This window comes from Bradyrhizobium sp. USDA 4354, assembly GCF_054060315.1.
On sequence record NZ_JBSSDC010000001.1, the window covers coordinates 141761 to 167116 of the forward strand.

Genomic DNA, 25356 nt, shown 5'->3' on the forward strand with positions numbered 1-25356 from the left:
CAACATCCCCTGAATCGCAGGCCGTCCCGCCAGGGACGCGGCACGTCGTCAATGCTCTTGCCTGAGCAGCCGCTTCGCTTCCTCGACTTCAGGAAGATGTCGCTCCGCATCGAATTCAACGAGCACGGGAGCGAGCACTTCGGATGCCGCGCCCGTCCGGCCATTTGTCTTGTACAGGCGCGCAAGTCCGAGGGCACTGCGCAACTCGAAAGTCTTCGTCTGTTGGTGTCGGGCGATTTCCAACGCTCGCTTCAGGGCATCTTCGGCACTGGACTCGTTCGAAGGGAGGCGCGACAGAAGTTCTCCCCGGACGCGGTGCAGCTCAGCATCAAGCCAATGCTGGCCGGATTGTCCCGTCCAGGCGATCAACTCGCCCAAGATTTCCAGCCCGGTTTCGACCTGGCCCACCTCTGCGTCCGCCATGGCGACATGCATTCCCCAAAACGGTTCGCAGAGGTAGCAATCGTTGTCGTGCAGCAAGGTCCAGCCGTGACGCATGTCCGCCAGCCCGGCCATTCGGTCGCCGGCACGCCACTTGGCGAGGCCATTCAGGTAGGTGCCGGCGGCCACGTACAGCGGCATCGTGTGGTCGCGTGCGAGACCGAGCGCCAGGATCGTCTCTGTCTGCTGCAACATGCCCCCGCACAGTCCGTCGAACACGGCGCGATGAACAAGCGCGTTGGCCTGGGAAAGCGCCCGCTTTTCTCCTGAAGCACTCACCGCCTCTGCGGCGAGCCTGCGCGCGCGAGCGATGGTGCCGAGCGGCCAGAGCACCAGGGCGAGAAATCGCATGATCACGAACGGAAGATCCAGCGCCGAAGCCTTGAATGTCGCGGGATCCGGTTCGGCCCGATAGATCGCCAACGCCCGCTCAAGATGCGTTCGCGCGTTCAAAAAGTCGCCTCCGAACCAGCAGGTAACGCCGCCAGTCCAATGGGCCACGACGGCGGCAACCGGCGAGTCTGGCCGTCGGTCAGCGGCGCTCCTGATGGCATCCGCCAGTTCCCGCATCGGAGCAAGTTCGCCATGCGTCAGGCAGGCGTTGAAAAGACCCGAATGGACCGGTGCAAGTTCAACGGGATCATCGATACCGGCCGCGAACTGTCGCGCGCGCGTCCATGCGGCGACCGTTTCGGGAGCGCTATGACCGAGGCCACCCCGCAATGCGCGGCCATAAGCAATTTGAAGATGAAGCCTGCTCATCATCCGGCCGGAATCACCGGGCAACTCATCGGCGGCGGCAAATGGCCTTGCCGAGATGTGCAATCGCCTCGGAATAGGCCGAGCGCTTCAGCGCCTGCTGGCCCGCCTTGCGCCACCATTCGAGGGCGACTTCGCTCAGCCCCGCCTCTGTGAAGTGGTGCGCCAGAACTTCCGGCTCGGTCTCGGCGACGACTGGAAACTTCTCGCGCAGGACATCGCCAATTCGTGTGTGAAGCACCTGCCGTTTGCTCTTGAGCAGACTCTCGTAGGCCGCTTCCTGGACAAGGGCGTGCTTGAAACTATAATTTGCTTCGGGCGGAGTCCCACGACGCAACAGCAGTTCGGCCTCTTCAAGTTGTCCCAGCGCAGCGCTCAGCGTCAGATCGTCGCGTCTCGCCACGGTTTTCAGCAGCGCGTACGAGAAGTCGCGGCCAATGGCGGCGCCTATCTGCGCCACCTCCTTGACCGGAGCGAGCCGGTCGAGCCGCGCCATCAGCGAATCCTGCAGCGTCGCGGGAATCGCAAGCGGCGGGAGCGGACTATTCAGGCGGTAGCGCCCGGCATCTTCGACGAGCAGCCCGGACTCCAGCACCATCTTGGTCAACTCTTCGACGAATAGCGGGATGCCATCGGTCTTGTCGATGATCTGCTTCATCATCTCGCGTGGCAGCTGGCGACCGACGACCACCTGCTCGACCAGCGCGCGCGTGTCCTGCCGATCGAGCCGGTCGAGCCGCAACAGGCTGACGTTCGCAAGGCCCGACCAGGAGGGCTCGAACTCTGGCCGGGATGTCAAGAGCACGAGTATCGGCAATCCCCTGATCCGATCGACCGCGAGATCGAACAGTTCAAGTGTCGTGGCATCGGCCCAATGCATATCCTCGCAGATGATCAGCAGCGGCTGGTCTCGCGCCAATCCCTCAAGCTGATCGAGAAGGGCGGCAAATGTCTGTCGGCGCTGCTGCGCCGGGCTCAAGCCGAGCGGCGGGCAATGATCGCCGGTGGGAATCGAAAGCAGAGCCGCAATGAGCGGTGTTACCCGGGCGACCTGCTGGGTTCCTATTGCCAGCATTGCCTCGAGCTTATCGAGCTTCTGTTCTGGCGTGTCGTGCGAGCGGATTCCGGCGGCGCGCTCGAGCTGCGCGACAAAGGGATGAAGCGCACTGTTGGTGTGGTAAGGCGAACACTGATATCGCACGCGACGGTGCGTCCCCAACGAGGGGCTTTCGGACAGCGTTGCCACAATACGCGACTTGCCGATGCCCGCTTCGCCGGAAATCAACACGATCCGGCCCCGACCCTGCCATGCCTCCCGCTGGCGCGAGAGGATGAACTCGATCTCGTTCTTGCGGCCGACAAAGCCGATCGAGCGCGCGGCACGGACTGCCTCGAAGCGACTCTCGGATGCGGTCGCTCCTTCCACCGCCCAGACTGCGATGGGTTCTGCTATTCCCTTGACCTCCCGGCGGCCGAGATTGCGAAGTGAGAAGAGATCGCCAAGCAGCCGGCGCGTGGACGAGGCAACGACGACCACCCCCGCGCTCCGCCAGGCTCTGGAGCCGGGCGGCGAGGTTTGGTGTATCGCCGATGGTCGCGTGCTCCTCCGACGCATCTCCGCTGATGAGGTCGCCGACCACCACAAGCCCGGTCGCAATTGCGATCCGCAGCTCAGCCCGTTCGCCGGCGCCTGTTTTGAGCTGGCGTATAGCGGAGATCATGTCGAGGCCCGCGCGCACCGCGCGCTCCGCGTCATCTTCGTGGGCACGCGGATAGCCGAAATAGACGAGTATTCCGTCACCGACGAATCTGGCTATCCTGCCGTCATAAGCAGCGATCACGCTCGCGCAGGCGGCGCGATAGGCCCGAATCACTTCCCACATATCCTCGGGATCGAGGCGCGCCGAGAGAGCGGTGGAGCCGACCAGATCGCAAAACATAACGGTGAGGTGGCGCCGCTCGGCGTCCTGAGGGGGAGCGGGCGATGCGATCAATGCGGCTGGATCGAGGTCGGCGATAGCACGCAGTATTCTGCGGCGATGGCCGAGCAGGACTCCGAGCTTCTCAAAGTCCTGGTCCATCAGTTCGGGAAGGACGCCTATGTCGATCCCATTTTGGGCAAAAGGCTCTGCGTATTGCCCAAGCCCCAGCTTCTCGAGCCACTCCGCAATCTGCATGGCTCCCACCGATCGTGTGGTTGGCGGTTAGCAGAATTTTGGACCACGGCACGCGGACAATATACCAACGCCACCATGATGGCACGTCTTGTTTGTTGCGCGATAACTTAGGTTTCTCAATACCGATATCGCTTTCAAGCAGTGACGCGGCTCGAAGCGAACGGCTTTGCTACCAAGCATCGTTGGCACGTAGCGTTGGACGGCAGAGGTTGCGATCAGTCGTCGCGGTCGCTCCAAACCAGAACCGAACCAACACTGCGGCGTACGGTGCCAAGCGGATGTTTTCCGTGACCACAGTTGCTTCATTGCTCGCTGATCGGCACGTCATAGCTGCGAGCCATCGTGCCCGCCGCAACTTGAAGCGAAGAACCAACCACCCAACAGCCGGCAACAAAGCCTATCAGGCCGTTAGGCAGGTTTTGATCAAGGACAAGGATGCTGACGGACAGAGTTGCGGCGATCGCCGCGCCGAACGTTCCGGCCGCACTCATGATCTCGACCGGCTCGGAACCGTTCCATTCTTCCGATATGCTCGACGTCGGTCTGCGTGCGACATTGCCGGACAGATCAATTCCGACATAGTAGCCAAGAGCTCCGTAGAGCATCGTTATCAAGACGATCCAGCCGCTTTCAAACAGTCCGGCCTTCTGACGCAACAGGGTCGCACCAACATAGAGGCCGCCAGAGGCCCCAATGGCTGCCAGCCCGATTCTTTCAAGAAGATGGGCCGATTTGATCAGACTGGAACGGGCGATCCGAAAATTGCTGACGCGCCTCGTTAAAGAGAAGGCGCTGGAAATTGCGCTGCTTATCTTCATGGGGGGGGCTCCTTCTCAGTAAGTAGCAGCCTACCGGCCGACCCCGAACAGCAGCTGCGTGAGTTGCGCGATGCCCTTTCATTCCAATTTCTGAATGATCTTTGCGGAGTGATGGGCTGGCTCGCTCGTGAGCAAGACGAGAGCCAATCCAAAGCTGCGCGCACGCGGCTGCGCAGGCACTGCATCTCACCCGTGTATGCCAAATGGTGCGGGTGCGGCAATTTCTTGCCGCAGTGGTAGTTCAGAAGGAGAGCGATTGAGTATGAAGCGGTTCACACACTGCTCTTTTCCTGTCGCTCCATCCGGTCACAATTTCCGGAGGCCCATCGGCATCGTCTCGATAGCCGGCGGCGAAACGAATTGGAGCTGCAACGCGCGGTTGGTCAGCGAAATGCCCGCGTCTTGCCGAGATCAGAGATCCGCACTTGGCTTCGTGAAGCTCGCAGTATCAGGCGGACCACTCCTCGCCCCAGACCTGCACGACGTGACCGGGCGACACGTCGCGATATTGCCGCACCGGCGGCTGGTAATCCGGCGCGCGCACCGGGCTTCTGATCTCGTCGGTCGAGGCCTGGCGGCGCGTGCCGCGGCGCGACGGATCTGGCACCGGCACGGCGGCCATCAGCTTCTTGGTATAGGGATGCTGAGGATTGCCGAACACCGAAGCGCGCGGACCAATTTCGACGATCTCGCCGAGATACATCACCGCGACGCGGTGGCTCATGCGCTCGACCACGGCGATGTCGTGGGAGATAAAGAGATAGGCAAGGCCCATGCTGGCCTGGAGGTCCAGCATCAAATTGACGACCTGCGCCTTGACCGAGACATCGAGCGCGGAGACCGCTTCGTCCGCGACAATCAGCTTCGGTCCGAGCGCAAGCGCACGCGCGATGCAGATGCGCTGGCGCTGGCCGCCGGAGAATTCGTGCGGGAAGCGCGCGGCCATGTCGGCGGAGAGGCCGACGCGGACGAGCAGGTCGGCGACCTTGTCATGGGCCTGCGCAGCAGTGGCGAGCCCGTTGGCCAGCAACGGGGCTGCGATCGCCGTTCCCACCGACATGCGCGGATTGAGGCTCGCGAACGGATCCTGAAACACGATCTGCATGTGCTTGCGGACATCGCGCAAGGTGCGGCCGTTCATGGCCAGCACATCCTGGCCGTCGATCAGGACCGTGCCGCTGTCGGGCTCCGTCAGCTTCAGGATCGAGCGGCCCGTGGTCGACTTGCCGCAACCGGATTCGCCAACCAGCGCCAGCGTCTCGCCGGCGCGCAAGGTGAAGGAGACGTTCTCGACCGCATGGACGCGGCCGGAGACCTTGCCGAACAAGCCGGAGCGGATCGGAAAGCGCGTGGTGAGGCCCGAGACTTCCAGCAACGGCCGCTCGGCCGGCGAGACGGTATCGGGCGTTTCCGCCGGCTCGTCCGAAGTCCCCGTCACCTTGTCGACGATGGGAAAGCGCATCGGCCGCGCGCGCCCGTCCATCGAGCCAAGGCGCGGCACGGCTGCGAGCAGCGCGCGCGTATAGGGATGCGAAGGCGCGGCGAAGATGCGCGAGGTCGCGTCAAGCTCCACCGCCTGCCCGCCATACATGACCACGGTGCGGTCGGCGATCTCGGCGACCACGCCCATATCGTGGGTGATGAAGAGGATCGACATCCCCTCTTCCTGCTGGAGCTCCTTCAAGAGCTCCAGGATCTGGGCCTGGATGGTGACGTCGAGCGCGGTGGTCGGCTCGTCCGCGATCAGGAGCTTCGGCTTGCAGGCCAGCGCCATCGCGATCATCACGCGCTGGCGCATGCCGCCGGAGAAACGATGGGGATGCTCGTGGAAGCGCGATGTCGCCGCGGGGATGCGGACGCGATCGAGCAGGCGGATGGTCTCGACCTCCGCCGCCGCGCGCGTCAGGCCGCGATGCTGGATCAGCGCCTCCGCGATCTGGAAGCCGATGGTGAGCACCGGATTGAGGCTCGTCATCGGCTCCTGGAAGATCATGGCGACATCATTGCCGCGGATGTCTTTCATGCTCGCTTCGGGCAGCGCGAGCAGATCGCGCCCCGCCAGCATGACGCGGCCCTCGACGCGGCCGATCTCCTGCGGAATCAGCCGCATGATCGAGAGCGCGGTGACGCTCTTGCCCGAGCCCGACTCGCCGACGATCGCGACGGTCTCGCGCGGCGCGATATCGAACGAGACGTTGCGGACGACGGGTATCCATCGCCGCTCGAGCATGAAGGAGGTGGTGAGGCCGGCGACCGAGAGTACGGGAGCCCGCGCTTCGGCAACGGCCTGGTCGGATCTTTTTGTGCCGATGCTCATGCGATTGCCCTAATAACCCCGCGAACGATCGACGCGCCCCGGCAGCTCCTCGCCGCGGCGGTGACGGGCGATGACGTCGAGCACGAAATCGACCGCCGTGTCAGGCGTCGTCATGCTGGCATTGTGCGGCGTCAGCAGGATGCGCGGATGGCTCCAGAACGGATGGCCTGCAGGCAGCGGCTCGGGATCGGTGACATCGAGCACCGCGCCGGATAGTGCGCCGCTGTCGAGGGCTGCGAGGAAATCGGCTTCGACGAGATGCGGGCCACGCCCGACATTGACGAGCCCTGCGCCGCGCGGCAGGCGCGCGAACAGGTCGGCATTGAGAATGCCGCGCGTCTGATCCGTCAGCGGCAGCAGGCAGACGAGAATGTCGGCCTGCGCCAGAAATTTCGGCAGGGCGTCAGCGCCCGCGTAACAGGTGACGCCTTCGATCTCGCGCGGCGAACGATTCCAGCCCGATAGCGGAAAGCCGAACGCCTTGAGCCGTTCGAGCACCGCCTGGCCGAGCTGGCCGAGCCCCATCACGCCGACGCGCCGACGCCCGGCCGGCGTGGTCCGGATCTCGCGCCAGACCTGCTGCTTCTGCTGGCTGATGAAGTCGAGGAGATCGCGATGCAGGCCGAGCACGACCATGGTGACGTATTCGACCATGGTCTCGGCGATGCCGGGCTCCAGCATGCGGACCAGCGGAATGTGCGCTGGGACTTTCGTGGTGTCGAACTGATCGACGCCCGCGCCAACCGAGAAGACCAGCTCGAGATTGGGAAAGGTCGTCGCGATGTCATCCGGCGGCACCCAGGCCACCAGATGGCGGATTTCGGCGGGATTGCCGATGTCGGGCCAGAGCCGGAACGGAATGTCGGGCGCGCGCTCCGCGAAGAAGCGCGCCCACTCCGCGCCGCGCACCATGTTGGCCTTGTAGAGAACCGTCATGCCGCCCTCAGAACGGGCTGACCGGCGCGAGCCGACGGCCGTCGATCATGCGCTTGTGGCTGTAGGCGGCGGGATCGACCAGGGGCGTCGCGCCGGTCACGATGTCGGCGGCGAGCTTGCCGGCCGCCGGGCCGATGCCGAAGCCATGGCCGGAGAAGCCCGTGGCGAGAAAGAAGCCCGGCAGCGCATCGACCGGCGAGATCACCGGGATCGTATCGGGCGTGCAGTCGATGGTGCCGCCCCAGGCTTCCGCGATCTCGATATCCTTCAATTCCGGATTCGACTTGATCAGCGACGCGAGCGCTGCATTGACCAGCGACATGTCGGGCGCGGGATCACGCACACGCTCGGCCTCGAACGGCGACGGCTTGTCGAAGCTCCAGCTGGTGCCGCGCATGAGCTGGTCGAAGAACGACTTGCCGAACGACAGTTTCAGGCCGTTCTTGCGGTGCTGATAGGTCGGCAAGAATGTCCAGGCATACCGCAGCAGATCGGGCGACAGCTCCACTGTGCCGCGGTTGCGCAGCGCCAGCGTGAAGCCGCCGTCGAGGCGGCGGCGGATGCAGTAGAAATCGGTGCCGAGCGCGCCGGAGGTGATCTCCGGTCCCGGCGTGGTGCGGCAGGCGGTGGCGTTGACGAGGCCGATCGGCAGCTCGACGCCGTGGCGGCGGCAGAACAACGACGACCACGCGCCGCCCGCCAGCAGCACCGATTGCGTGCGAATGGTGCCCTTCTCGGTGACGACGGCGCTGACCCGCCCGCCGGTCGTCTCCAGCCCACGCGCGGCGCAGCCTTGATGAATGGTGACGCCGTGCTTTCGCGCGGCGGTGGCGAGCGCAGGGACAGCCATCGACGGTTCGGCGCGACCGTCGCTCGGCGTGTGCAGGCCACCGACCCATGTGTCGGCATTATCAGGCATGCGCTCGGCGACCTCGGCCGGCGTCAGCACGGTGGAGTGGACCTGCTGCTCGCGTGCGATCGCGGCCCAGCGCTCCCAACCGGCAAGCTCGTCCTTGCTCTTGGTGAGAAACAAGACGCCGGTGCGGCGGAAGCCGGCATCGACGCCGGCGTCGTTCTGCATGTCCTCCCACAGCCGCAGCGCCTCGCGGGCGAGCGGGATCTCCTCGCGGGCGCGGCCCTGCTGGCGGCACCAGCCCCAATTGCGGCTCGACTGCTCGCCGCCGACATGGCCCTTCTCGACCAGGGCGACGGAGTGCCCCTTCTTCGCCAGATGATAGGCCGCCGAGACGCCGATGACGCCGCCACCGATGACGACGACATCCACCTGCGCCGGTAGGCGTTCGTCGCTGTTGATACGGTTGAGCGGCGGGGACATGGGGCACTCCTGGAGTTCAGTTCGATCGGGTCTTACTCGTCACGGGATGTTCATTCGCGGATCGAGCGCGTCGCGCAGGCCGTCACCGAGAAAGTTGAAGCTGGTCACCGCGAGCGTGATGGCGACGCCCGGCGCGATCGCGAGCCAGGGCGCGCTGGTGAGATAGATCTGCGCATTGTTGAGCATGTTGCCCCAGCTCGCCGCCGGCGGCTGGATGCCATAGCCGAGATAGCTGACATAGGATTCGAGCAGGATCGCTTTCGCAACGTTCAGCGTCGCGGCGACCACGATCGGCGCGATCGCATTGGGCACGAGCTCGCGGAACATGATCCGCAGATTCGACGAGCCGAAAGCGAGCGCGGCCACCGCGAACTCACGCTCGCGCAACGACCGCACCTGGGCCTCGACGACGCGGGCAACGGCCATCCACGCCGTCGCCGCGATCAGCATGGTGGTGGTGACGAGCCCCGGCTCGGTGAGCGCCGCGAGCGCGAGCAGGAGGAAGATCGTCGGAAAGCACAGCACGGCGTCGACGAGCCGCATCAGGACCGCGCCGACCACGCCGCCATAGAAGCCGGCGAAGGCGCCGACGGCAATTCCGACCGCCATCGCGATCACCATCGCGACGATGCCGATCGAGAGCGACACGCGCCCGCCCATCATCAGCCGCGCCAGCACGTCGCGGCCGAGCTCGTCGGTGCCGAGGATATGCGCGCCCGACAGCGGCGGCGCGAACCGCTTCATGATGTCGATATAGGTGTCGTCGAACGGCAGCAGATAGGGACCGAACGCCGAGCCGAGCACGAGCACCAGGATGATCACGGCGCCGGCGAGCGCGAGCCGGTGCCGGCGGAAGCGCCGCCACGCGGCCTGGCCGGGGGCGAGCTGGACGGTGGCAAGGGTCGCGGTCGCCATCGCCTAGCCCACCCGGATGCGCGGATCGACGACGGCATAGAAGATGTCGGCAAGCAGCGAGCCGATCAGCACCATCGTCGCCGAGAACATCAGAATGCCCATCACCACCGGATAGTCGCGGTAGCCGATGGAATCGAGGAACAGGCGGCCCATGCCGGGCCAGGTGAACACGGTCTCCGCAACCAGCGCGCCGCCGAGCAGAGTCGGAAACTGCAGGCCCGCGACCGTGATCATCGGCAGCAGCGCGTTGCGCAGCGCGTGCACCGTGAGGATGCGCCATTCCGGCATGCCCTTGGCGCGCGCGGTGCGGATGTAATCCTGGTTGATGACCTCGAGCATCGAGGAACGCATGAAGCGGCCCCACATCGCGGTCTCGACCAGCGCCAGCACCATAGCCGGCGCGATCAGGTGATGCAGCAGGTCGAGGAAGGAGCCGTCGCCGACGGTCTGGCGGTTGCCGGCCGGCAGCCAGCCGAGCTTCACCGAGAAGACGTAGATGGTGACGAGGCCGAACCAGAAGGTCGGGATCGACAGCGCGATCATGGCGCCCACGGTCGCGAGCGTATCGAACAGCGAATAGCGGCGCAGCGCACCCAGCACGCCGATCCAGCAGCCGAGCAGCACCGCGATGATCGTCGCCGTCGCCATCAGCTCCAGCGTGGCGCCGAGATGCGAGGAGATCACCGACAGCACCGCCTCGCCGTCACGATAGGAGCGGCCCCAATCGCCTCTCACCATGCGGCCGAACCAGTCGAGATACTGGATCGGCAGCGGCCGATCGAGGCCGAGCTGCCTGGTGACGCGGTCGAGATCCTCCTGCGTCATCTGCCCGGAGATGGCAAACTGCGACAGCGGGCCGCCGGGCGCCAGATGCAGGATGGCAAAGCCGATCGCCGAGACGATGACCAGCAGCATGATCGCCTGCGCCAGGCGGTTGACGACGTAACGGGCCATCTCAGGCGATCCAGCGTGCCCAGGACATCAGGCCCAGTACCATTCGCGGATGTTCCAGCAGTTGATCGAGGTGTTGATGTTGGGACGGAAGCCTTGCAGCCCTTCCTTCACGCCTTCGGCGATGAAGCCCTGGAACATCGGCAGGATCGCATAATCGTTGCGGATCAGCTTCTGCAGCTCGCCATAGGTGGTCTTGCGCTGTGCGAGCTCGAACTGCCTGGCGCCTTCGGCGAGCAGACGATCCGCTTCCGCGTTCTTGTACTGATAGGTGTTGTAGCCGCGGCCGCCCTTGGCAGGGATGGCGCCGGAGCCGAAGCGCGGCGTCACGTCGGGATCACTGCCCAGCATGAAGTTCACCGACACCAGCACCGAGTTGAACTTCGACTGCTGCCAGAAGTCGCCCCAGATCACCGCGGCCGGCATGTTGTTGACGCGCATCGCAGCGCCGATCGCGCGCCAGTCCTGGATCAGGAGCTGCTGGGTCTGCTCGCGCACCGCGTTGCCCGATGTGGTCGAGTTGGTGAATTCGAGCTTGACGCCGTCCTTCTCGCGCACGCCACCGGAGCCGCGCACCCATCCTGCGGCATCGAGCAGCGCGTTGGCCTTGGCCGGATCGTATTTATGCTGCGGCAGTCCCTGCTGAAACGACCAGGCCTGTTGCGGCACGAAGCTCTCGGTCTGCGTCGGCAGGCCGTAATAGAGCGCATCGATGATCGCCTGCTTGTTGATGGCGAGATAGAGCGCCTCGCGTACCGCGCGGTCGGCAAAGGGACCGAACTCCAGATTGGGCGCGATATGCTCCACCGAGGACGTCGAGGAGACCACGATCTTGCGGCCCTTCAGCGTCTTCGCCTCCTGCACGAAGTTCGGCAAGATGCCCTGCAGGCCGGTGTAGTCGACCTGGCCGGTGCGGAACTGGGTGTAGAGCACGGTAAGGTCGGGAATGTATTTGAAGACCACGCGTTCGACGTAAGGCCCCTTGCCGTGATAGCCGGTGTGGGCGTTGAGCAGGATGTGGTCGCCGGGCACGCGTTCGCCCCAGCGGAAGGGCCCGGTGCCGACAGGCGCATTGTGGAACGGCGAGGCGTTCGGATCTGACACCTTCTCCAGGATGTGTTTCGGCACGATGAAGGTCAGCGATCCCAGGATCGACATGTAGGGCGAATAGGGCGCTTCCATGCGCCAGTGGATCTCGTCGGCTGCGACGACCTTGATGTCCTTCACAAGACTGTGGCCGACGCGGCTGCGCGCGCGGAAGTTGGCGTCGTTGATCAGCTCGAGCGAGAACTTCACGTCCTCGGCGGTGAAAGGCGTGCCATCGTGCCACTTCACGTCGTTGCGCAGCTTGATCTTCCAGGTCAGGCCGTCGGCCGAGAGGCCTCCATTCTCGATGGTCGGGACCTCGCGTGCGAGGTCGGGAACGAAATTGCCGGCGGGATCGATGTACCAGAGCAGCGAGAACACCTGCCACCAAATGCCCTGGTCGACCTCGATGCCCGGCATCAGCGGATGAAAGACGGTCGGCTCCTGCGACAGCGCCGCGATCACCTGGCCGCGCGGCTTGTCCGGCGGATTGGTCGGGCGTTCGGTCTGGGCGAAGGCGTTGCTCGAAAGCGTCCATCCCGCCGCGGCTCCGGCGCCGAGCTGAAAGAATTGACGGCGATTCGGAATGCCGAGATGCAGTGCCCCAACGCCGAGCTTGCCGGTGTCGTCTGCCATGACCCACTCTCCGTTTCCGCACGCGGCACCGTCTCCCGCGCCCCCGAGACCCCGGCAGAGGGACAGGAGTGGGCTTTAGTGCTTCTAAATTTTTCAGCCAAAATTTCATCATGACTAAATACAGCTGTCAATCGCATTGCTAGTATGCGCGACCTTTTCACTCCGACTGAAGCCATGGGACGGATCCGGTCCGAGGCTGAGATGATGCATGGGAGAGCGACATGAATGGTCGCGGCGAAACGAATAGTCCGAAGGACGCCTCGACGGTCGAGGCCGACGACGCCGTCGACCAGCGGCTGGGTGAAACCGTGCGGCTGCTGCGCCAGCGCGCCGGCCTCTCGATCCAGGACGTCGCCAACAAGACCGGCCTGTCCACCGGCATGATCAGCCAGCTCGAACGCGCGCGCGCCATGCCCTCGATCCGCACGCTGCGCCTGCTCAGCATCGCGCTCGACGTTCCCATCTCCTACTTCTTCGAAAGCAGCGATCCCGCCGACGGGCAGCGTTACATCGTGCGCAAGAACAACCGGCGGCTGCTGCGGCTCACCGCCAGCGGCGTCGTCAAGGAAGCGCTGACCCCGGAAGGCAAAGGCCAGCTCGAGCTCTACGAGCTCACGCTCAATCCCGGCGCCTCCTCCGGCACCGACTTCCTGCAGCACACCGGCGAGAAGGCGGGTTACATCCTCTCGGGCAGTCTGCGGCTGTGGCTCGACAACCAGGCCCACCTGCTGGAGGCCGGCGACAGCTTTCGTTTTCCGAGCATCGTGCCGCACATGTTCGACAACCCGACCCAGCAGGTGGCGCGCGCGATCTGGGTGACGACGCTGCGCCAGACCGAATCGCCGGCCGGTTAAGGCGGCCCCGTTCCGCACCACCGGAAATTGCCCCTCGACGCCGCCGCGCCGAGTCTGTAGCTCACATGATGCCCGCCGCTCGACAAGGCGGCCGGGCGGTCCGCGGCTGGCGTCTTTGGTGTGAGACGATGAAACTCAGGGGGCTTCTGACACTCGCGTTGGCCGCACAGGTCGTCGTGACTGCTGCAGTCTTCCTGACCTCCGATCTGGCGACCGGCACCGCGGAATTCGGCACGGCCCGGCTCATCGCCCTGCTGGCAAGCGCCGCCGTTGCGGTGTTGCTTGCCCATCTCTGCACCCGCACGATCGAGGCATCGCAGCAAAAACGCACCGCTGAGCAGCTGGCTGAGCAGGCGCAGGCCAACGCGCAGATGATGCAAGCCGTCATCAAGACCGCGCTCGATGCCTTCATTCAGATCGACGAAAGCGGCGCCGTGCTGGAGTGGAGCTTTCAGGCGGAGGCGCTGACCGGATGGACCCGCCAGGAGGCGCTCGGCGCCGACGTCGTCGATCTCGTCGTCGCCGAGCCGCTGCGCGCCGCCTTCAGGCAACGCATGGCGCGCCTCGTTCCGGAATTGTCCGACACGCCGGCCGGCATGCGCTTCGAAGTCACCCTGGTGCACAGGAACGGCGAGCGCATTCTGGTCGAGGCGTCCAGCACGGTGTCGCGGATCGGAGAACGCTCCATCATCAACGCCTTCGTCAGGGATATCACCCAGAAGCGAGCCGCCGAGGAGCAGCTGATCCAGTCCCAGAAGATGGAGGCGGTCGGGCAACTCACCGGCGGCATCGCGCATGAATTCAACAATATGCTCACGGTGATAACAGGCACGATCGAGATCCTCGCCGACGCCGTCAAGGACAACCCGCCGCTTTCGACCATCACCAAGCTGATCAGCGAGGCCGCCGATCGCGGCGCCGCGCTGACATCGAGCTTGCTCTCCTTTGCCCGCAAGCAGGCGCTGCAGCCGGCCGAGATCGATGTCAACGAGCTCATCGAAGAACTCGCCAAGCTGCTGCTGGCAACCTTCGACAAGAAGATCGAGATCGTGACGAAGTTAGGCGGCAGCGTCTGGCTCGCCTACGCTGATCGCAGCCAGCTGAGCTCGGCGCTGCTCAACCTCGCGATCAATGCCCGCGACGCGATGCTGGATGGCGGCAGGCTGACGCTGACGACACGCAACGTCGTGTTCGGCGTGCGCGAGGCCGCCGCGGTCGGTGCCGGCTATGCCGGCGACTATGTCGAGATCGAGATCGCCGACACCGGCACCGGCATCCCGCAGGCCATCCTCGAACGCATCTTCGATCCGTTCTTCTCGACCAAGGAGGTCGGCAAGGGCACGGGGCTCGGGCTCAGCATGGTGTTCGGTTTCGTCAAGCAGTCCGGCGGCGGCATCAAGGTCGCGTCCGAGGAAGGACGCGGCACGGTCTTCACGATCTACCTGCCGAAGGCGGAGGCGAGCACGCTGCGCCCGACCGGCGACGACGATCGCAAGATCGTGGGCGGCAAGGAAACCGTCCTCTGCGTCGAGGACGACCGCGACGTTCGCCACTACGTCACGGTCCAGCTCGAAAGCCTCGGCTACAAGGTCATCCCGGCCGTCAATGCGACCGAAGCCCTCACCATCGCAGCCAAAGGCACGCCGTTCGATCTGCTCTTCACCGACATCGTGCTGGCCGGCAGCATGAACGGACGCGAGCTCGCCGAGCAGATGGTGGCCGCGCGGCCGTCCTTACGGGTGCTGTTCACCTCCGGTTACGCCTACGACTCGCTGCATACACAGGGACGCGCCACGATGGGCGCGCCGCTGCTGCGAAAGCCCTACCGCAAGGCCGAGCTGGCACGCCTGCTGCGCCGCTGCCTCGACACCGCAGTCGATTCCGCCGGCGATGCGATCCCGACGCCCTACTCGGTACAGGCCGATGTCGAGGCTTTTCTGCGCAGGCAGGCGGCGGAAGACAACACGACGCGGTCGCGGAAGTAGGCGGCCGCGCTAGCTCATCCTTCGCCGCAACGTCGCCGACGGCGTCTCGCCGAACTTTTCGCGGTAGGCGCCGGCCATGCGGCCGAGATGGGTGAAGCCGAGTTCGAAGGCGATCTCGGTGATGGAGGCATCGGGCGCGACCTGCGCGAGGCGCGCATGCAGGCCCGCAAGGCGCATGTCGAGCAGCATCTGTGAGATCGAGACGCCGAAGTGACGGCGGAAGCCGAGCTGGAGCGCACGGATGCCGATGCCGGAGATGCGGGCGAGCTGCACGAGGTCGAGCGGCTCGTCGGCATTGTCCGCCAGATGGTCGCGCGCGGCGCGGAGCGCGCGCGGCAGGCGCTCGGCCTGCCCTGAGAACGTCCTGATCGCATCCGACAGGCCATGCCGCTGTCCGTTGAGGAGATGGTCGAGCAGCAGCTCGCGCCAATCGGCCATTGCGACCGGCGACAGGCGGCCGGAGGGACCGACTCGCTCGGCGAGCGTCATCAGCCCGGCAAGGCTGGTCTGCAAGGCCCGCCCGGAGGGCGCGTCCAAATCGATCACCGGATCGAACTCGACTACCCCTGCCGCCCTGCCCGACAGCGCCGCGGCGCGCTGCTCGACCATGCGGCGATCGAGCAGCAGGATCGCCTGCGCACACTCGCTCCACATCATCCGGGTCGGAATCGTCGGCGACAGCAGCGACGCCGTCCGGCCCGGCGCGGCATCGAGCTCACGATGGCCGGCACGAATGCGGGCGGCGCCCGCGAGCGGGATCTGCACCAGGAAGAAGCGCTCGAGGCAGCCGGGATCGATACCAACCGATCCGCCATAGGCCACGTAGTTGATGGAGAAGCCGTCGAATGCCGCGCAATTGTGCCGGGCCGAGAAACCGGCCGCGCGTGGCCGTGTCGGCTCGAGATCGTGCGGGCAGAAGATGCGGCCGATCTGCTCGGCCGCCTCGTCGACATCGTCAGTGGTGACGCGGGCGAAATCCGCGAGCCGTTCGGCTGCAGACGCCCTTGCGCTCATTTCCAGCACGGCTGCGGACATCTTCGACCACGCTTCGCGTCACGGAATTGCTTTAAGCCTATAATAGTTCCCCGGGTGCGAAAAGGGCAGCAACCCGCAAAACCGTCGTGCTGCATGGCAATAGCCGCGTCCGGATTCGTTTAGCGGATAGACAGCCGGCCACCAGCTGGCGGAAGCTCCGTCCCCGCCGGAATCCATGAGGAGCAAGCCATGACTGCACTCGAAAAGGGCATTACCGCTGTTGGCACGGGCTATGGCGGAAAGAGCTGGAACATCCTGGGCCAGGTCTATTTCCCCAAGGCCGTCACCGATTCCACGTTCGCGTTCGAGACCAACAGCGATCCCGGGCAGTTCGTGCCGGTGCACATCCATCCGACCCAGGACGAGTTCATCCTGGTGCAGGAAGGCACGCTCGACCTCAAGCTCGACGGCCAATGGGTCAAGGCTCATGCCGGCGACCTCGTGCGCATGCCGCGCGGCATTCCGCACGGCTATTTCAACAAATCCGACAAGCCATGCCGCGCGCTGTTCTGGGTCTCGCCGATGCAGAAGCTGGAGGCGCTGTTCAATCAGCTGCACAATCTGACCGACCCTGCCGAAGTCGTGCGCATCTCGGCGCTGCATGAGGTCGACTTCCTGCCGCCCGAGGCCAACGACTAGGCAGCCCGCCACCCCGTCCACTTTCATCTGCGAGCAGCTCGGCCGGCCGCGCCTTGCGGCCGAACGTGGCCGCTTGCGCGCGAAACACATCGATTGCGAGCAACCCCATGGTCAGCCCAAAACATGTCTGCGTGATCGGCGCCGGCGTCTCCGGTCTTGCCGCCGCAAAAGCGTTCTCCAGCCGCGGCCACCGCGTCACCATCGTCGAGCGCAGCAGCGATCTCGGCGGCGTCTGGGAGCCGGCGCGCTCCTATCCTGAGGTGCAGACCCAGAGCCCCAAGGAACTCTACCGCTACACCGACCGCGCCATGCCGGACGCCTATCCGGAATGGCCGACCGGGCCGCAGGTCCACGCCTATCTCGCCGACTACGCCAAGAGTTTTGGACTCGACCACATGCTGCGCCTCAACACCGAAGTCGCCGACATGGCGCGGCGCGCCGACGGCAAGCCCGGCTGGACCCTCACCCTGACGAGCAAGGACGGCACGACGAACGAAGACTTCGATTTCGTCGCGGTCTGCACCGGGCAGTTCAACGAGCCGCGCGAGCTGCATTGCCCCGGCGAGGACGGCTTTCTGGCGCAGGGCGGCCAGATCCTGCACTCGTCGAAATACGGCGATCCCACGCTCGCGAAAGGACGTCGTGTCGTCGTGCTTGGCGGCTCGAAATCGGCGACCGACATCGCGGTGAATGCGGTGAAATCAGGCGCGCGCGAGGTGACGATCGTGATGCGCGAACCGGTCTGGCGCATTCCCTATTTCATCGGCGGGCTCGTCAACTTCAAGCGCATCCTCTACATCCGCGCGCAGGAGGAGATGTTTCCGGGCTGGGGCGCGAGCGCGATGGCAAGGCTTGCTCATCGCCTCTCCGCGCCGCTGGTCTGGGCCAATTGGCGCGGGCTGGAGAGCCTGCTGAAGGCGCAGCTCAAGCTCAAACAGTGCAAGATGGTGCCGACGGATCGGATCGAGGACGGCGTCAACTGCTCGGTGCCAATCGCAACGCCGGGCTTCTATCCGATGGTCGCCGACGGCCGTATCAAGGCGGTGTTCGGCACGTTCGATCATTACGAGGGCGACAGCATCGTGATGAGCGGCGGCGAGCGCGTCAGCGCCGACGTCGCGGTGCTCGCGATCGGCTACAAGCTCGGCGTGCCGTTCCTGCCCGCGGCCTATCAGCAGAAGCTGGTCGATGCCGACGGCCAGTACCGGCTCTATCGCCTGATCGCCAACCCTGATCTACCCGAGCTCGGCTTCGTCGGCTTCAACTCCTCGTTCTGCACCGTGCTCTGCGCCGACCTCGCTGCCAACTGGCTGGTGCGCTATGCCGACGGCCAGCTCGCCAATCAGCCGACGGCGCAAGCGATGCGCGACAACATCGAGATGATGCTGCACTTCAAGCGCGTCGAGCGGCCGGCCGCGGGCGTCTATGGCGGCCTCTGCGTCGCCCCCTATCACTACCGCCATTTCGACGAGCTGATGGCCGACATCGGTGCGAAGAACCAGAAGCGCGGCGGGCTCGCAGGCCGCTTCCTGCCGCCGGATGCGGATGTTTACGCGAAGTTCCTGGCGACGGCGCCGGAGTACCGGGCGGCATGAAAGGAGAATTTGCGGCTGCTCGCGTCTGATGTTTACGATCCGGCTGGCCCTCGAATCGACAGGAACCAGCCATGGGATCGAGACGACTTGCCGCCGCGGCCTTTGCGGCTGCCGCCTTCTTCGTCGCGGCGCCCGCCGTTGCGCAGAAGGCCGCGCCGACGCCAAGGCAATCCGAGGCGCTCGCCACCTACGAGCGGGCGCTCGCCGACTTCAAATCCATCCTCGCCGAGCGGCGGCGCCAGATCGAGGCGAAGGAGCCGCTGCCGAACCTGCCGGGACAGGCGCTCTATCTCGCGCGCGTCGCTGTGATCAGCAGCTACAAGGACCTCACCGACGCCATGCCGTCGCGGATCGGCCGGCCGAACAAGTTCGAGATTCCGCCGGCCTATTTCGATGCCGACATCGAGCCGCTGGTCGACGAGTACGGCAAGCTGTTCGACATCATGGAGGCGCCGCCTGCCAGCGCGCAGGACTCGCCGACGCCGTTTAGGGATGTCGTCGATCTCGCCGTTGCGATCGCCCGCGCCAAGGGGCTTGCCCCTGAACATGCCGAGGCTGCGGGGCGCATCAGCCTCGGGCTGTTCTTTGCGGAGACCAACGGCAAGCAGAATGTCCGCAATGCGCGCTCGAACACCTATATGGGCAGCTTCCAGACCGGCCCCTCCGAAGACCGCAACGGCCGCAGGAAATGGGAGGCCATCAAGGACGACATCGCCGCGATCGATCCGGCGCTGAGTGCGCGCGACGAGAAGGAAGAGGCGCGGGCCCGCGGCACCGATCACCGCTTCAACCACTGGACCAACGTGCGCGACGGGCTGATGAACGCGCATGCCGACCTGTTCCGCGAGATACCTGGAATCGTGAGGACGCTGCCCGACCCGATCGACCAGATGAAGCTGTTCGAGCTGATCCAGATCGTTCCCACCCCGACCAGGTCTGCGCTCAAATCGGGCGATCTCCTGAACTACAGGGTGTCCAGCCCCACGATCATGAAGCACCTGCGCAACAACAGCATTTTTGCTTTCGGACAGGCCGACCGGGCGCGTACCTCGGCAAGCTACCGCGAGATCCTCGCTGCGATGTGGCTGTTCAACCGGAAGTTTGAGCGCGCGATGGCGAAACACGAGGAGATCAGGCCGCGCTGATGGACCGGTTGCAACTGCCAGTAAGGGTTGTAGTCTCGCGACCTCGTCGGCGACACGGACCGTTCCATGCACATTCTCGTTCTCGGCGGCAGCCAGTTTCTCGGGCGTGCGATCGCAAGCCATGCTTGCGCTGGGGGTCATGACGTGACCTGCGCCGCCCGCGGCCTTGCCGGGCCGATTGCCGCGGGCGCACGCTTCGTGCGAATCGACCGCGACGCGGCCGACGGGCTTGCGCCGCTCGCGGGTGCGACATTCGACGCCGTGGTCGACGTCTCGCGTCATCCCGGCCAGGTCCGTCGTGCGGTCGCCGCGCTGAAGCGGCCGGGCGTGCATTGGACCTTCGTCTCCACGATCAGCGTCTATGCCGACAATCGCATCCCGGGACAACGCGCCGAAACGGCACCGTTGCGCGAGCCCATCGCCGAGGACGTCGAGCACAGCACCGACGCGATCTATGGCGCCGCCAAGGTCGCCTGCGAGCAGGCGGTCGGCGGCGATGCCTTCATCTGCCGCGCCGGCCTGATCGCAGGGCCCGAGGACCCGACCGGACGGTTCGCCTACTGGCCGGCGCGGCTGGCGCGCGGCGGCGAGGTGCTGGCGCCGGGATCGCCGGAGGATGCGGTCCAGTTCATCGACGTGCGCGATCTCGCGCAGTGGATCGTGCATGCGGCAGAGACCCGTCTCACCGGCATCTATGACGGGATTGGGCCCATCCGCACGCGCGGCGAATTCCTGGCCGAGTGCGCATCCGCGCTGGATGCGTCATGCACCTTCACCTGGGTCGATCGCACCTTTCTGGAAGCGCATGACGCCAGGCGCTGGGCAGGTCCGCGGTCATTGCCGATGTGGCTGCCATTGCCGGACTACGCCGGGTTCCTGACGCGCGACACCTCGCCGGCGCGCGCGGCGGGCCTGACCTCGCGACCGGTCGCGGTCACCGCACGCGATACGCTGCATTGGCTCAACGCCAGCAACGGCCCGGTAATCGGGCTTACCGCCAATGAAGAGCGGGACGTGCTTGCAGCATGGCATGCGCGAGGGGCAGCTGCGACCGGGATCTAGCCAATTGCGCCGACAGACTAGTCCGTCCGGATCGATGAGTCCTTCAGGCCATTATTGTCGTAGGCCTTGCGCAGCGCTTCGTTGGTGGTGGTCGCACCGCCTTTGATACAATTGTGCTCGATCGTGCGCCCAGTGAAAAGCACCATGACAAATCTGTCAAAGGCCACACGGCCGTTTGCAGTGCAAGGCCTCTGACTGCCATGGCTATGGTGTTCCACGGCCGGGCATTTGTTGGTAGCCTGCCGCACCGACAGACAGCAATCGGGGACCACCGAATGACGCGCGCGAATCCCGCATCTCCCGCACGACGTAAGCAAGCGTGGAGACATGTCGGGCGGGCTTTGGCAACGGCAACCGCCGTGATCGCGCTCGCCGGCTGTGAGGACAAGAACACGTTCGTGGCGCCGCCGCCGCCCAAGGTGGACGTCGCGACGCCGGTGCAGCGTCCTGTGACGCGCTACATCGAGGCCACCGGCAACACGGCCCCGATCAAGAGCGTCGATCTGGTCGCGCGCGTGCAGGGCTTTTTGCAAACGATCGACTATCAGGACGGCACCTTCGTCAAGCAGGGCACCCAGCTGTTCACGATCGAGCCGGAGACCTACAAGCTCAAGCTCGAGCAGGCGCAGGCCGCCGAGACCGGGGCGCAGGCCTCGCTCCGGCAGGCGGAGGCCGACTACAAGCGGCAGGCCGAGCTGGTGCAGCGCCAGGCCGTCTCGCAAGCCACGCTCGACACCTCGACCTCTAACCGCGACAACGCGCAGGCCAATCTGCAGCAAGCCCAGGTCAATACCAGGCTCGCCGAGGTCAATTACGGCTACACGAAGGTCACGGCGCCGTTCGACGGCGTCGTCAGCGCGCACATGGTCTCGATCGGCGAGCTCGTCGGCGTTTCCTCGCCGACCCAGCTCGCCACCATCGTCGCGATGGACCCGATCTACGTGAACTTCACCGTGAACGAGCAGGATGTGCTGCGCATCCGCGCCGAGGCGGCTCGCCGGGGACTGACGCCCACCGATCTCAAGCAGTTTCCGATCCAGATCGGCCTCCAGACCGAGACCGGTTATCCGCACGAAGGCAAGCTCGACTACGTCTCGCCGACCCTCAACCAGTCGACCGGCACGCTGGCGGTGCGCGGCCTCGTTCCCAACGACAAGCGAGTGCTGTTGCCCGGTTATTTCGTCCGGGTCCGCGTGCCCTTCGAGCAGGAGAAGAGCGCCCTGCTCGTCCCTGATACCGCGCTCGGCAGCGACCAGGGCGGCCGCTATCTGCTGGTGGTCAACGGCGACAACATCGTCGAGCAGCGCAAGGTGCAGATCGGCCCCGCCGACAACGGCCTGCGCGTGATCGAGAGCGGCCTGAAGGCGGAGGACCGCGTGGTGATCGCGGGACTTCTGCGGGTGATCCCGGGCCAGAAGATAGACCCGCAAGTGACGAAGATCGAGCAGCCGCAGGCGTCTGCCAAGTAGATCCGCCAAGTGAGGGGGCGCCAGCCATGATCTCAAAATTCTTCATCGAGCGGCCGGTCCTCTCGAACGTCATCGCGCTCCTGATGATCCTGATCGGCGGCGTCGCGCTGTTCAATCTCGCCATCGCGCAATACCCCGACGTGGTGCCGCCGACGGTGCAGGTCACCACGCGCTATCCCGGCGCCAGCGCCAAGACCGTGATCGATACCGTCGCCTTGCCGATCGAGCAGCAGGTCAACGGCGTCGAGGACATGCTGTACATGCAGTCCTACAGCGGCTCCGACGGCACCTACACGCTGACCGTGACCTTCAAGATCGGCACCGACCTCAACTTCGCACAGGTGCTGGTGCAGAACCGCGTCTCCAGCGCGCTGTCGCAATTGCCGCAGGCGGTGCAGAACCAGGGCGTCACCGTGCAGAAGCGGTCGACCTCGATCCTCTTGTTCGTGACGCTGACCTCGCCGGATGCAAGGTACGACAGCCTTTACTTGAGCAACTACGCCACCATCAACATCCGCGACGAGCTCTCGCGCCTGCCCGGCGTCGGCAACGTCACCGTGTTCGGCGCCGGCCAGTACTCGATGCGGATCTGGCTCGATCCCAACAAGCTGCAAGTCCGAGGCCTCGTGCCGCAGGACGTGATCCAGGCGATCCAGCAGCAGAGCCAGCAGGTCGCCGCCGGCCAGGTCGGCGCGCCGCCGACGCCGCCGGGACAGGCGTTCCAGTACACGCTCAACGTCAATGGACGGCTCGACGACGCCAGCCAGTTCGAGAACATCATCGTCAAGTCGGGCACGAGCGGCGACGTCACTCGGGTGAGCGACGTCGGCTGGGTCGAGCTCGGCGCGCAGACCTACAGCCAGATCTTCTCGCTCAACAAGCAGCCGGCGGTCGGCATCGGCGTGTTCCAGTCTCCCGGCGCCAACGCGCTGCAGGTCGAGCAGGCCGTCGAGAAGAAGATGGCCGAGCTCGCCAAGCGCTTCCCCGAAGGCGTCAAATACGACACGCCGTTCGACACCACCAAGTTCGTGGAAGCCTCGGTGCACGAGGTCTACATGACCTTGATCGAGGCCGGCCTTCTGGTGCTGGTCGTGATCCTGGTGTTCTTGCAGGACTGGCGCGCGATGCTGGTGCCGGCAACGACGGTGCCGGTGACCATCATCGGCGCCTTTGCCGCGATGGCGGCGCTGGGCTTCACCATCAACATGTCGACGCTGTTTGCGATCGTGCTCGCGATCGGCATCGTGGTCGACGACGCCATCGTCGTGGTCGAAGGCGCCGCCCACAACATCGAGCAGGGCATGAACGGCCACGACGCCGCGATCAAGGCGATGGACCAACTGTTCGCGCCGATCGTCGGCATCACCCTGGTGCTGATCTCGGTGTTCCTGCCGGCGTCGTTCCTCGCAGGACTCACAGGACGCATCTATTCGCAATTCGCGCTGGTGATCGCCGCGACCGCGCTGCTGTCCGCCATCAACGCCGCGACCTTGAAGCCGACGCAATGCGCGCTCTGGCTGCGGCCAGCGGTGCCGCCGGAGCAGCGCAATTTCTTCTATCGCGGCTTCAACGCCGTCTATAACCGCGTCGAGCGCGGCTACACGAGGCTGATCACCTTCCTCGTGAAGCACGCCACCATCTCGGTCGCGTTCGCGCTGCTGGTCATCGGAGCCAGCGGCTACGGCCTGTCGCGGGTGCCGACCGGCTTCCTGCCGATCGAGGACCAGGGCTATCTGATCGCCGCCGTGCAACTGCCCGACGGCGCCGCACTGGAGCGGACCCAAGCCGTGCTCGACAGGGCGAGCGGGCTGATCAAGGACACGCCCGGCGTGGCACAGGTCATCACCATCGCCGGCATCTCCGCGCTCGACAACAGCGCCAGCCTTGCCAATGCCGGCGTCGCCTACATCATCCTGAAGGACTGGGACGCGCGCAAAGGGCCCGGCGAGGATCTGCGCTCGCTGGTGTACGGACTGAACGACAAGCTCGCGACCATCATGGAAGCGCGCACCATCGTGTTGCCGCCGCCGCCGATCCAGGGCATCGGCAACGCGGCCGGCTTCTCGATGCAGGTCGAGCTGCGCGACGGCAACAGCGATTTCGCCAAGCTGCAGGCCGTCACCGGTGCGATGGTCTCTAACGCGCAGAGCCAGAGCGCGCTGCAGCGGGTGCAATCCTCGTTCCGCTCGTCGGTGCCGCAATTCAACGTCGAGATCGACCGCGTCAAGACCCAGACCCTGCACGTCACGACGGATCAGGTGTTCTCGGCACTGTCGACCTATCTCGGCTCGTCCTATGTCAACCAGTTCAACAAGTTCGGCCGCGTGTTCCAGGTTTACACCCAGGCCGATCCGGCCTTCCGCGTCACCGAGCGCGACATCGCCAACATGCAGGTGCGCAACTCGAACGGCGACATGATCCCGATCGGCACCGTCGCCAAGATCACGCCGGCCACCGGCCCGTCGCTGATCAGCCTCTACAACCTCTATCCGTCCTCGACGGTGATCGGCCTGCCGGCGCAGGGCTACTCCTCCGGCCAGTCGCTGAAGCTGATGGAGGAGATCGCGGACAAGACACTGCCGCCGGGCACCGGCTATGAATGGACCGCGATGTCGTATCAGGAGAAGGCGGTCTCGAACCAGATCTACTGGGTGTTCGGTCTTGCGATGTTGCTGGTCTATCTCGTGCTGGCCGGCCAGTATGAGAGCTGGTACGCGCCGATCTCGGTGATCCTCGCGGTGCCGCTGTCGCTGCTCGGGCCGATGCTGATCCTCAGCGCTCTCAAGATCGACAACAACCTCTATTGCCAGATCGGCCTGATCCTGCTGATCGCGCTGTCGGCCAAGAACGCGATCCTGATCGTCGAGGTCGGGCTCGAGCTGCACGGCCGCGACGGCAAGCCGATCCTGGAGTCGGCGATCGAGGCAGCCCGCGCCCGCTTCCGCCCGATCCTGATGACCTCGTTCGCCTTCATCCTCGGGGTGGTGCCGCTGGTGCTCGCGACTGGCGCCGGCGCCAGCGCGCGCAAGTCGATCGGCATCACGGTGTTCTCGGGCATGCTGGCCTCGACCTGCCTCGCGGTGCTGTTCGTGCCGGCCTTCTTCGTGGTGGTGCAGCGCTTCGAGAACTGGCGGGCGTCGAAGAAGGCGGTGAAGGCGGAGACTGTGGCGGTGAAGTAGACAACGGCTGCCCCCAATCGT

At 65.2% G+C, this 25356-nt stretch carries 17 protein-coding genes and 1 pseudogene; 8 read left to right on the plus strand and 10 right to left on the minus strand.

The window, feature by feature from the left end; translation table 11 throughout:
• Window positions 1-48 precede the first annotated feature (48 nt).
• The 8 genes and pseudogenes from ACVIIV_RS00740 to ACVIIV_RS00775 all read right to left on the minus strand — a co-directional run bounded on the left by ACVIIV_RS00740 (window position 49) and on the right by ACVIIV_RS00775 (window position 12372).
• Window positions 49-3377 (minus strand): annotated as a pseudogene (locus tag ACVIIV_RS00740) (adenylate/guanylate cyclase domain-containing protein).
• Window positions 3378-3679: 302 nt separating this feature from the next.
• Window positions 3680-4195, minus strand: a complete 516-nt coding sequence (locus tag ACVIIV_RS00745) for a hypothetical protein (RefSeq protein ID WP_456742454.1) — start codon at window positions 4193-4195, stop codon at window positions 3680-3682.
• 448 nt (window positions 4196-4643) lie between these two features.
• A complete protein-coding gene (locus tag ACVIIV_RS00750; RefSeq protein ID WP_456742455.1) occupies window positions 4644-6512 on the minus strand; it encodes an ABC transporter ATP-binding protein in 1869 nt (622 codons plus the stop codon).
• Between the two features lie 9 nt (window positions 6513-6521).
• The gene (locus tag ACVIIV_RS00755; RefSeq protein WP_456742456.1) at window positions 6522-7448 is read right to left on the minus strand and encodes a 2-hydroxyacid dehydrogenase; all 927 of its coding nucleotides are present in this window, start codon (window positions 7446-7448) and stop codon (window positions 6522-6524) included.
• 7 nt (window positions 7449-7455) lie between these two features.
• Complete coding sequence (locus ACVIIV_RS00760) at window positions 7456-8784, minus strand: NAD(P)/FAD-dependent oxidoreductase (RefSeq protein ID WP_456742457.1); 1329 nt, start codon at window positions 8782-8784, stop codon at window positions 7456-7458.
• 39 nt (window positions 8785-8823) lie between these two features.
• On the minus strand, window positions 8824-9699 hold the full coding sequence (locus ACVIIV_RS00765; protein WP_456742458.1) for an ABC transporter permease: 876 nt from the start codon (window positions 9697-9699) through the stop codon (window positions 8824-8826).
• Window positions 9700-9702: 3 nt separating this feature from the next.
• Window positions 9703-10653: an ABC transporter permease gene (locus tag ACVIIV_RS00770; protein WP_456742459.1), complete on the minus strand. Its 951-nt coding sequence runs from the start codon at window positions 10651-10653 to the stop codon at window positions 9703-9705.
• A gap of 27 nt (window positions 10654-10680) precedes the next feature.
• A complete protein-coding gene (locus ACVIIV_RS00775) occupies window positions 10681-12372 on the minus strand; it encodes a peptide ABC transporter substrate-binding protein (RefSeq protein ID WP_456742460.1) in 1692 nt (563 codons plus the stop codon).
• A 221-nt stretch (window positions 12373-12593) separates the two neighbouring features.
• On the opposite strand from ACVIIV_RS00775, the gene ACVIIV_RS00780 reads away from it, so the two are divergent.
• The gene (locus ACVIIV_RS00780; protein ID WP_456742461.1) at window positions 12594-13226 is read left to right on the plus strand and encodes a cupin domain-containing protein; all 633 of its coding nucleotides are present in this window, start codon (window positions 12594-12596) and stop codon (window positions 13224-13226) included.
• Window positions 13227-13354: 128 nt separating this feature from the next.
• Window positions 13355-15211: an ATP-binding protein gene (locus ACVIIV_RS00785; protein WP_456742462.1), complete on the plus strand. Its 1857-nt coding sequence runs from the start codon at window positions 13355-13357 to the stop codon at window positions 15209-15211.
• Window positions 15212-15220: 9 nt separating this feature from the next.
• Here the strand turns inward: ACVIIV_RS00785 and ACVIIV_RS00790 are convergent, their stop codons facing one another.
• On the minus strand, window positions 15221-16246 hold the full coding sequence (locus tag ACVIIV_RS00790; RefSeq protein WP_456742463.1) for an AraC family transcriptional regulator: 1026 nt from the start codon (window positions 16244-16246) through the stop codon (window positions 15221-15223).
• Window positions 16247-16435: 189 nt separating this feature from the next.
• Here ACVIIV_RS00790 and ACVIIV_RS00795 point away from each other — a divergent pair, with 189 nt between their 5' ends.
• The 4 genes from ACVIIV_RS00795 to ACVIIV_RS00810 all read left to right on the plus strand — a co-directional run bounded on the left by ACVIIV_RS00795 (window position 16436) and on the right by ACVIIV_RS00810 (window position 20687).
• Window positions 16436-16885: a cupin domain-containing protein gene (locus ACVIIV_RS00795; protein ID WP_092184980.1), complete on the plus strand. Its 450-nt coding sequence runs from the start codon at window positions 16436-16438 to the stop codon at window positions 16883-16885.
• Between the two features lie 107 nt (window positions 16886-16992).
• The gene (locus tag ACVIIV_RS00800; protein WP_456742464.1) at window positions 16993-18480 is read left to right on the plus strand and encodes a flavin-containing monooxygenase; all 1488 of its coding nucleotides are present in this window, start codon (window positions 16993-16995) and stop codon (window positions 18478-18480) included.
• 71 nt (window positions 18481-18551) lie between these two features.
• Window positions 18552-19625: a hypothetical protein gene (locus tag ACVIIV_RS00805; RefSeq protein WP_456742465.1), complete on the plus strand. Its 1074-nt coding sequence runs from the start codon at window positions 18552-18554 to the stop codon at window positions 19623-19625.
• 66 nt (window positions 19626-19691) lie between these two features.
• On the plus strand, window positions 19692-20687 hold the full coding sequence (locus tag ACVIIV_RS00810) for an NAD-dependent epimerase/dehydratase family protein (RefSeq protein WP_456742466.1): 996 nt from the start codon (window positions 19692-19694) through the stop codon (window positions 20685-20687).
• Window positions 20688-20704: 17 nt separating this feature from the next.
• On the opposite strand, the gene ACVIIV_RS00815 is transcribed toward ACVIIV_RS00810, so the two are convergent.
• Window positions 20705-20833, minus strand: coding sequence for a hypothetical protein (locus tag ACVIIV_RS00815; RefSeq protein WP_456742467.1), 129 nt, complete (start codon window positions 20831-20833; stop codon window positions 20705-20707).
• Window positions 20834-20962: 129 nt separating this feature from the next.
• On the opposite strand from ACVIIV_RS00815, the gene ACVIIV_RS00820 reads away from it, so the two are divergent.
• Window positions 20963-22156, plus strand: a complete 1194-nt coding sequence (locus ACVIIV_RS00820; RefSeq protein WP_456742468.1) for an efflux RND transporter periplasmic adaptor subunit — start codon at window positions 20963-20965, stop codon at window positions 22154-22156.
• A 26-nt stretch (window positions 22157-22182) separates the two neighbouring features.
• Window positions 22183-25335, plus strand: a complete 3153-nt coding sequence (locus tag ACVIIV_RS00825; protein WP_456742469.1) for an efflux RND transporter permease subunit — start codon at window positions 22183-22185, stop codon at window positions 25333-25335.
• Window positions 25336-25356 lie beyond the last annotated feature (21 nt).

Coding starts and splice junctions, on each gene's coding strand:
- ACVIIV_RS00820 (WP_456742468.1), top strand. CDS start 20,963: ATGACGCGCGCGAATCCCGCATCTCCCGCACGACGTAAGCAAGCGTGG.
- ACVIIV_RS00825 (WP_456742469.1), top strand. CDS start 22,183: ATGATCTCAAAATTCTTCATCGAGCGGCCGGTCCTCTCGAACGTCATC.
- ACVIIV_RS00780 (WP_456742461.1), top strand. CDS start 12,594: ATGAATGGTCGCGGCGAAACGAATAGTCCGAAGGACGCCTCGACGGTC.
- ACVIIV_RS00755 (WP_456742456.1), bottom strand. CDS start 7,448: ATGACGGTTCTCTACAAGGCCAACATGGTGCGCGGCGCGGAGTGGGCG.
- ACVIIV_RS00750 (WP_456742455.1), bottom strand. CDS start 6,512: ATGAGCATCGGCACAAAAAGATCCGACCAGGCCGTTGCCGAAGCGCGG.
- ACVIIV_RS00815 (WP_456742467.1), bottom strand. CDS start 20,833: ATGGTGCTTTTCACTGGGCGCACGATCGAGCACAATTGTATCAAAGGC.
- ACVIIV_RS00775 (WP_456742460.1), bottom strand. CDS start 12,372: ATGGCAGACGACACCGGCAAGCTCGGCGTTGGGGCACTGCATCTCGGC.
- ACVIIV_RS00810 (WP_456742466.1), top strand. CDS start 19,692: ATGCACATTCTCGTTCTCGGCGGCAGCCAGTTTCTCGGGCGTGCGATC.
- ACVIIV_RS00760 (WP_456742457.1), bottom strand. CDS start 8,784: ATGTCCCCGCCGCTCAACCGTATCAACAGCGACGAACGCCTACCGGCG.
- ACVIIV_RS00745 (WP_456742454.1), bottom strand. CDS start 4,195: ATGAAGATAAGCAGCGCAATTTCCAGCGCCTTCTCTTTAACGAGGCGC.
- ACVIIV_RS00800 (WP_456742464.1), top strand. CDS start 16,993: ATGGTCAGCCCAAAACATGTCTGCGTGATCGGCGCCGGCGTCTCCGGT.
- ACVIIV_RS00770 (WP_456742459.1), bottom strand. CDS start 10,653: ATGGCCCGTTACGTCGTCAACCGCCTGGCGCAGGCGATCATGCTGCTG.
- ACVIIV_RS00765 (WP_456742458.1), bottom strand. CDS start 9,699: ATGGCGACCGCGACCCTTGCCACCGTCCAGCTCGCCCCCGGCCAGGCC.
- ACVIIV_RS00790 (WP_456742463.1), bottom strand. CDS start 16,246: ATGTCCGCAGCCGTGCTGGAAATGAGCGCAAGGGCGTCTGCAGCCGAA.
- ACVIIV_RS00785 (WP_456742462.1), top strand. CDS start 13,355: ATGAAACTCAGGGGGCTTCTGACACTCGCGTTGGCCGCACAGGTCGTC.
- ACVIIV_RS00795 (WP_092184980.1), top strand. CDS start 16,436: ATGACTGCACTCGAAAAGGGCATTACCGCTGTTGGCACGGGCTATGGC.
- ACVIIV_RS00805 (WP_456742465.1), top strand. CDS start 18,552: ATGGGATCGAGACGACTTGCCGCCGCGGCCTTTGCGGCTGCCGCCTTC.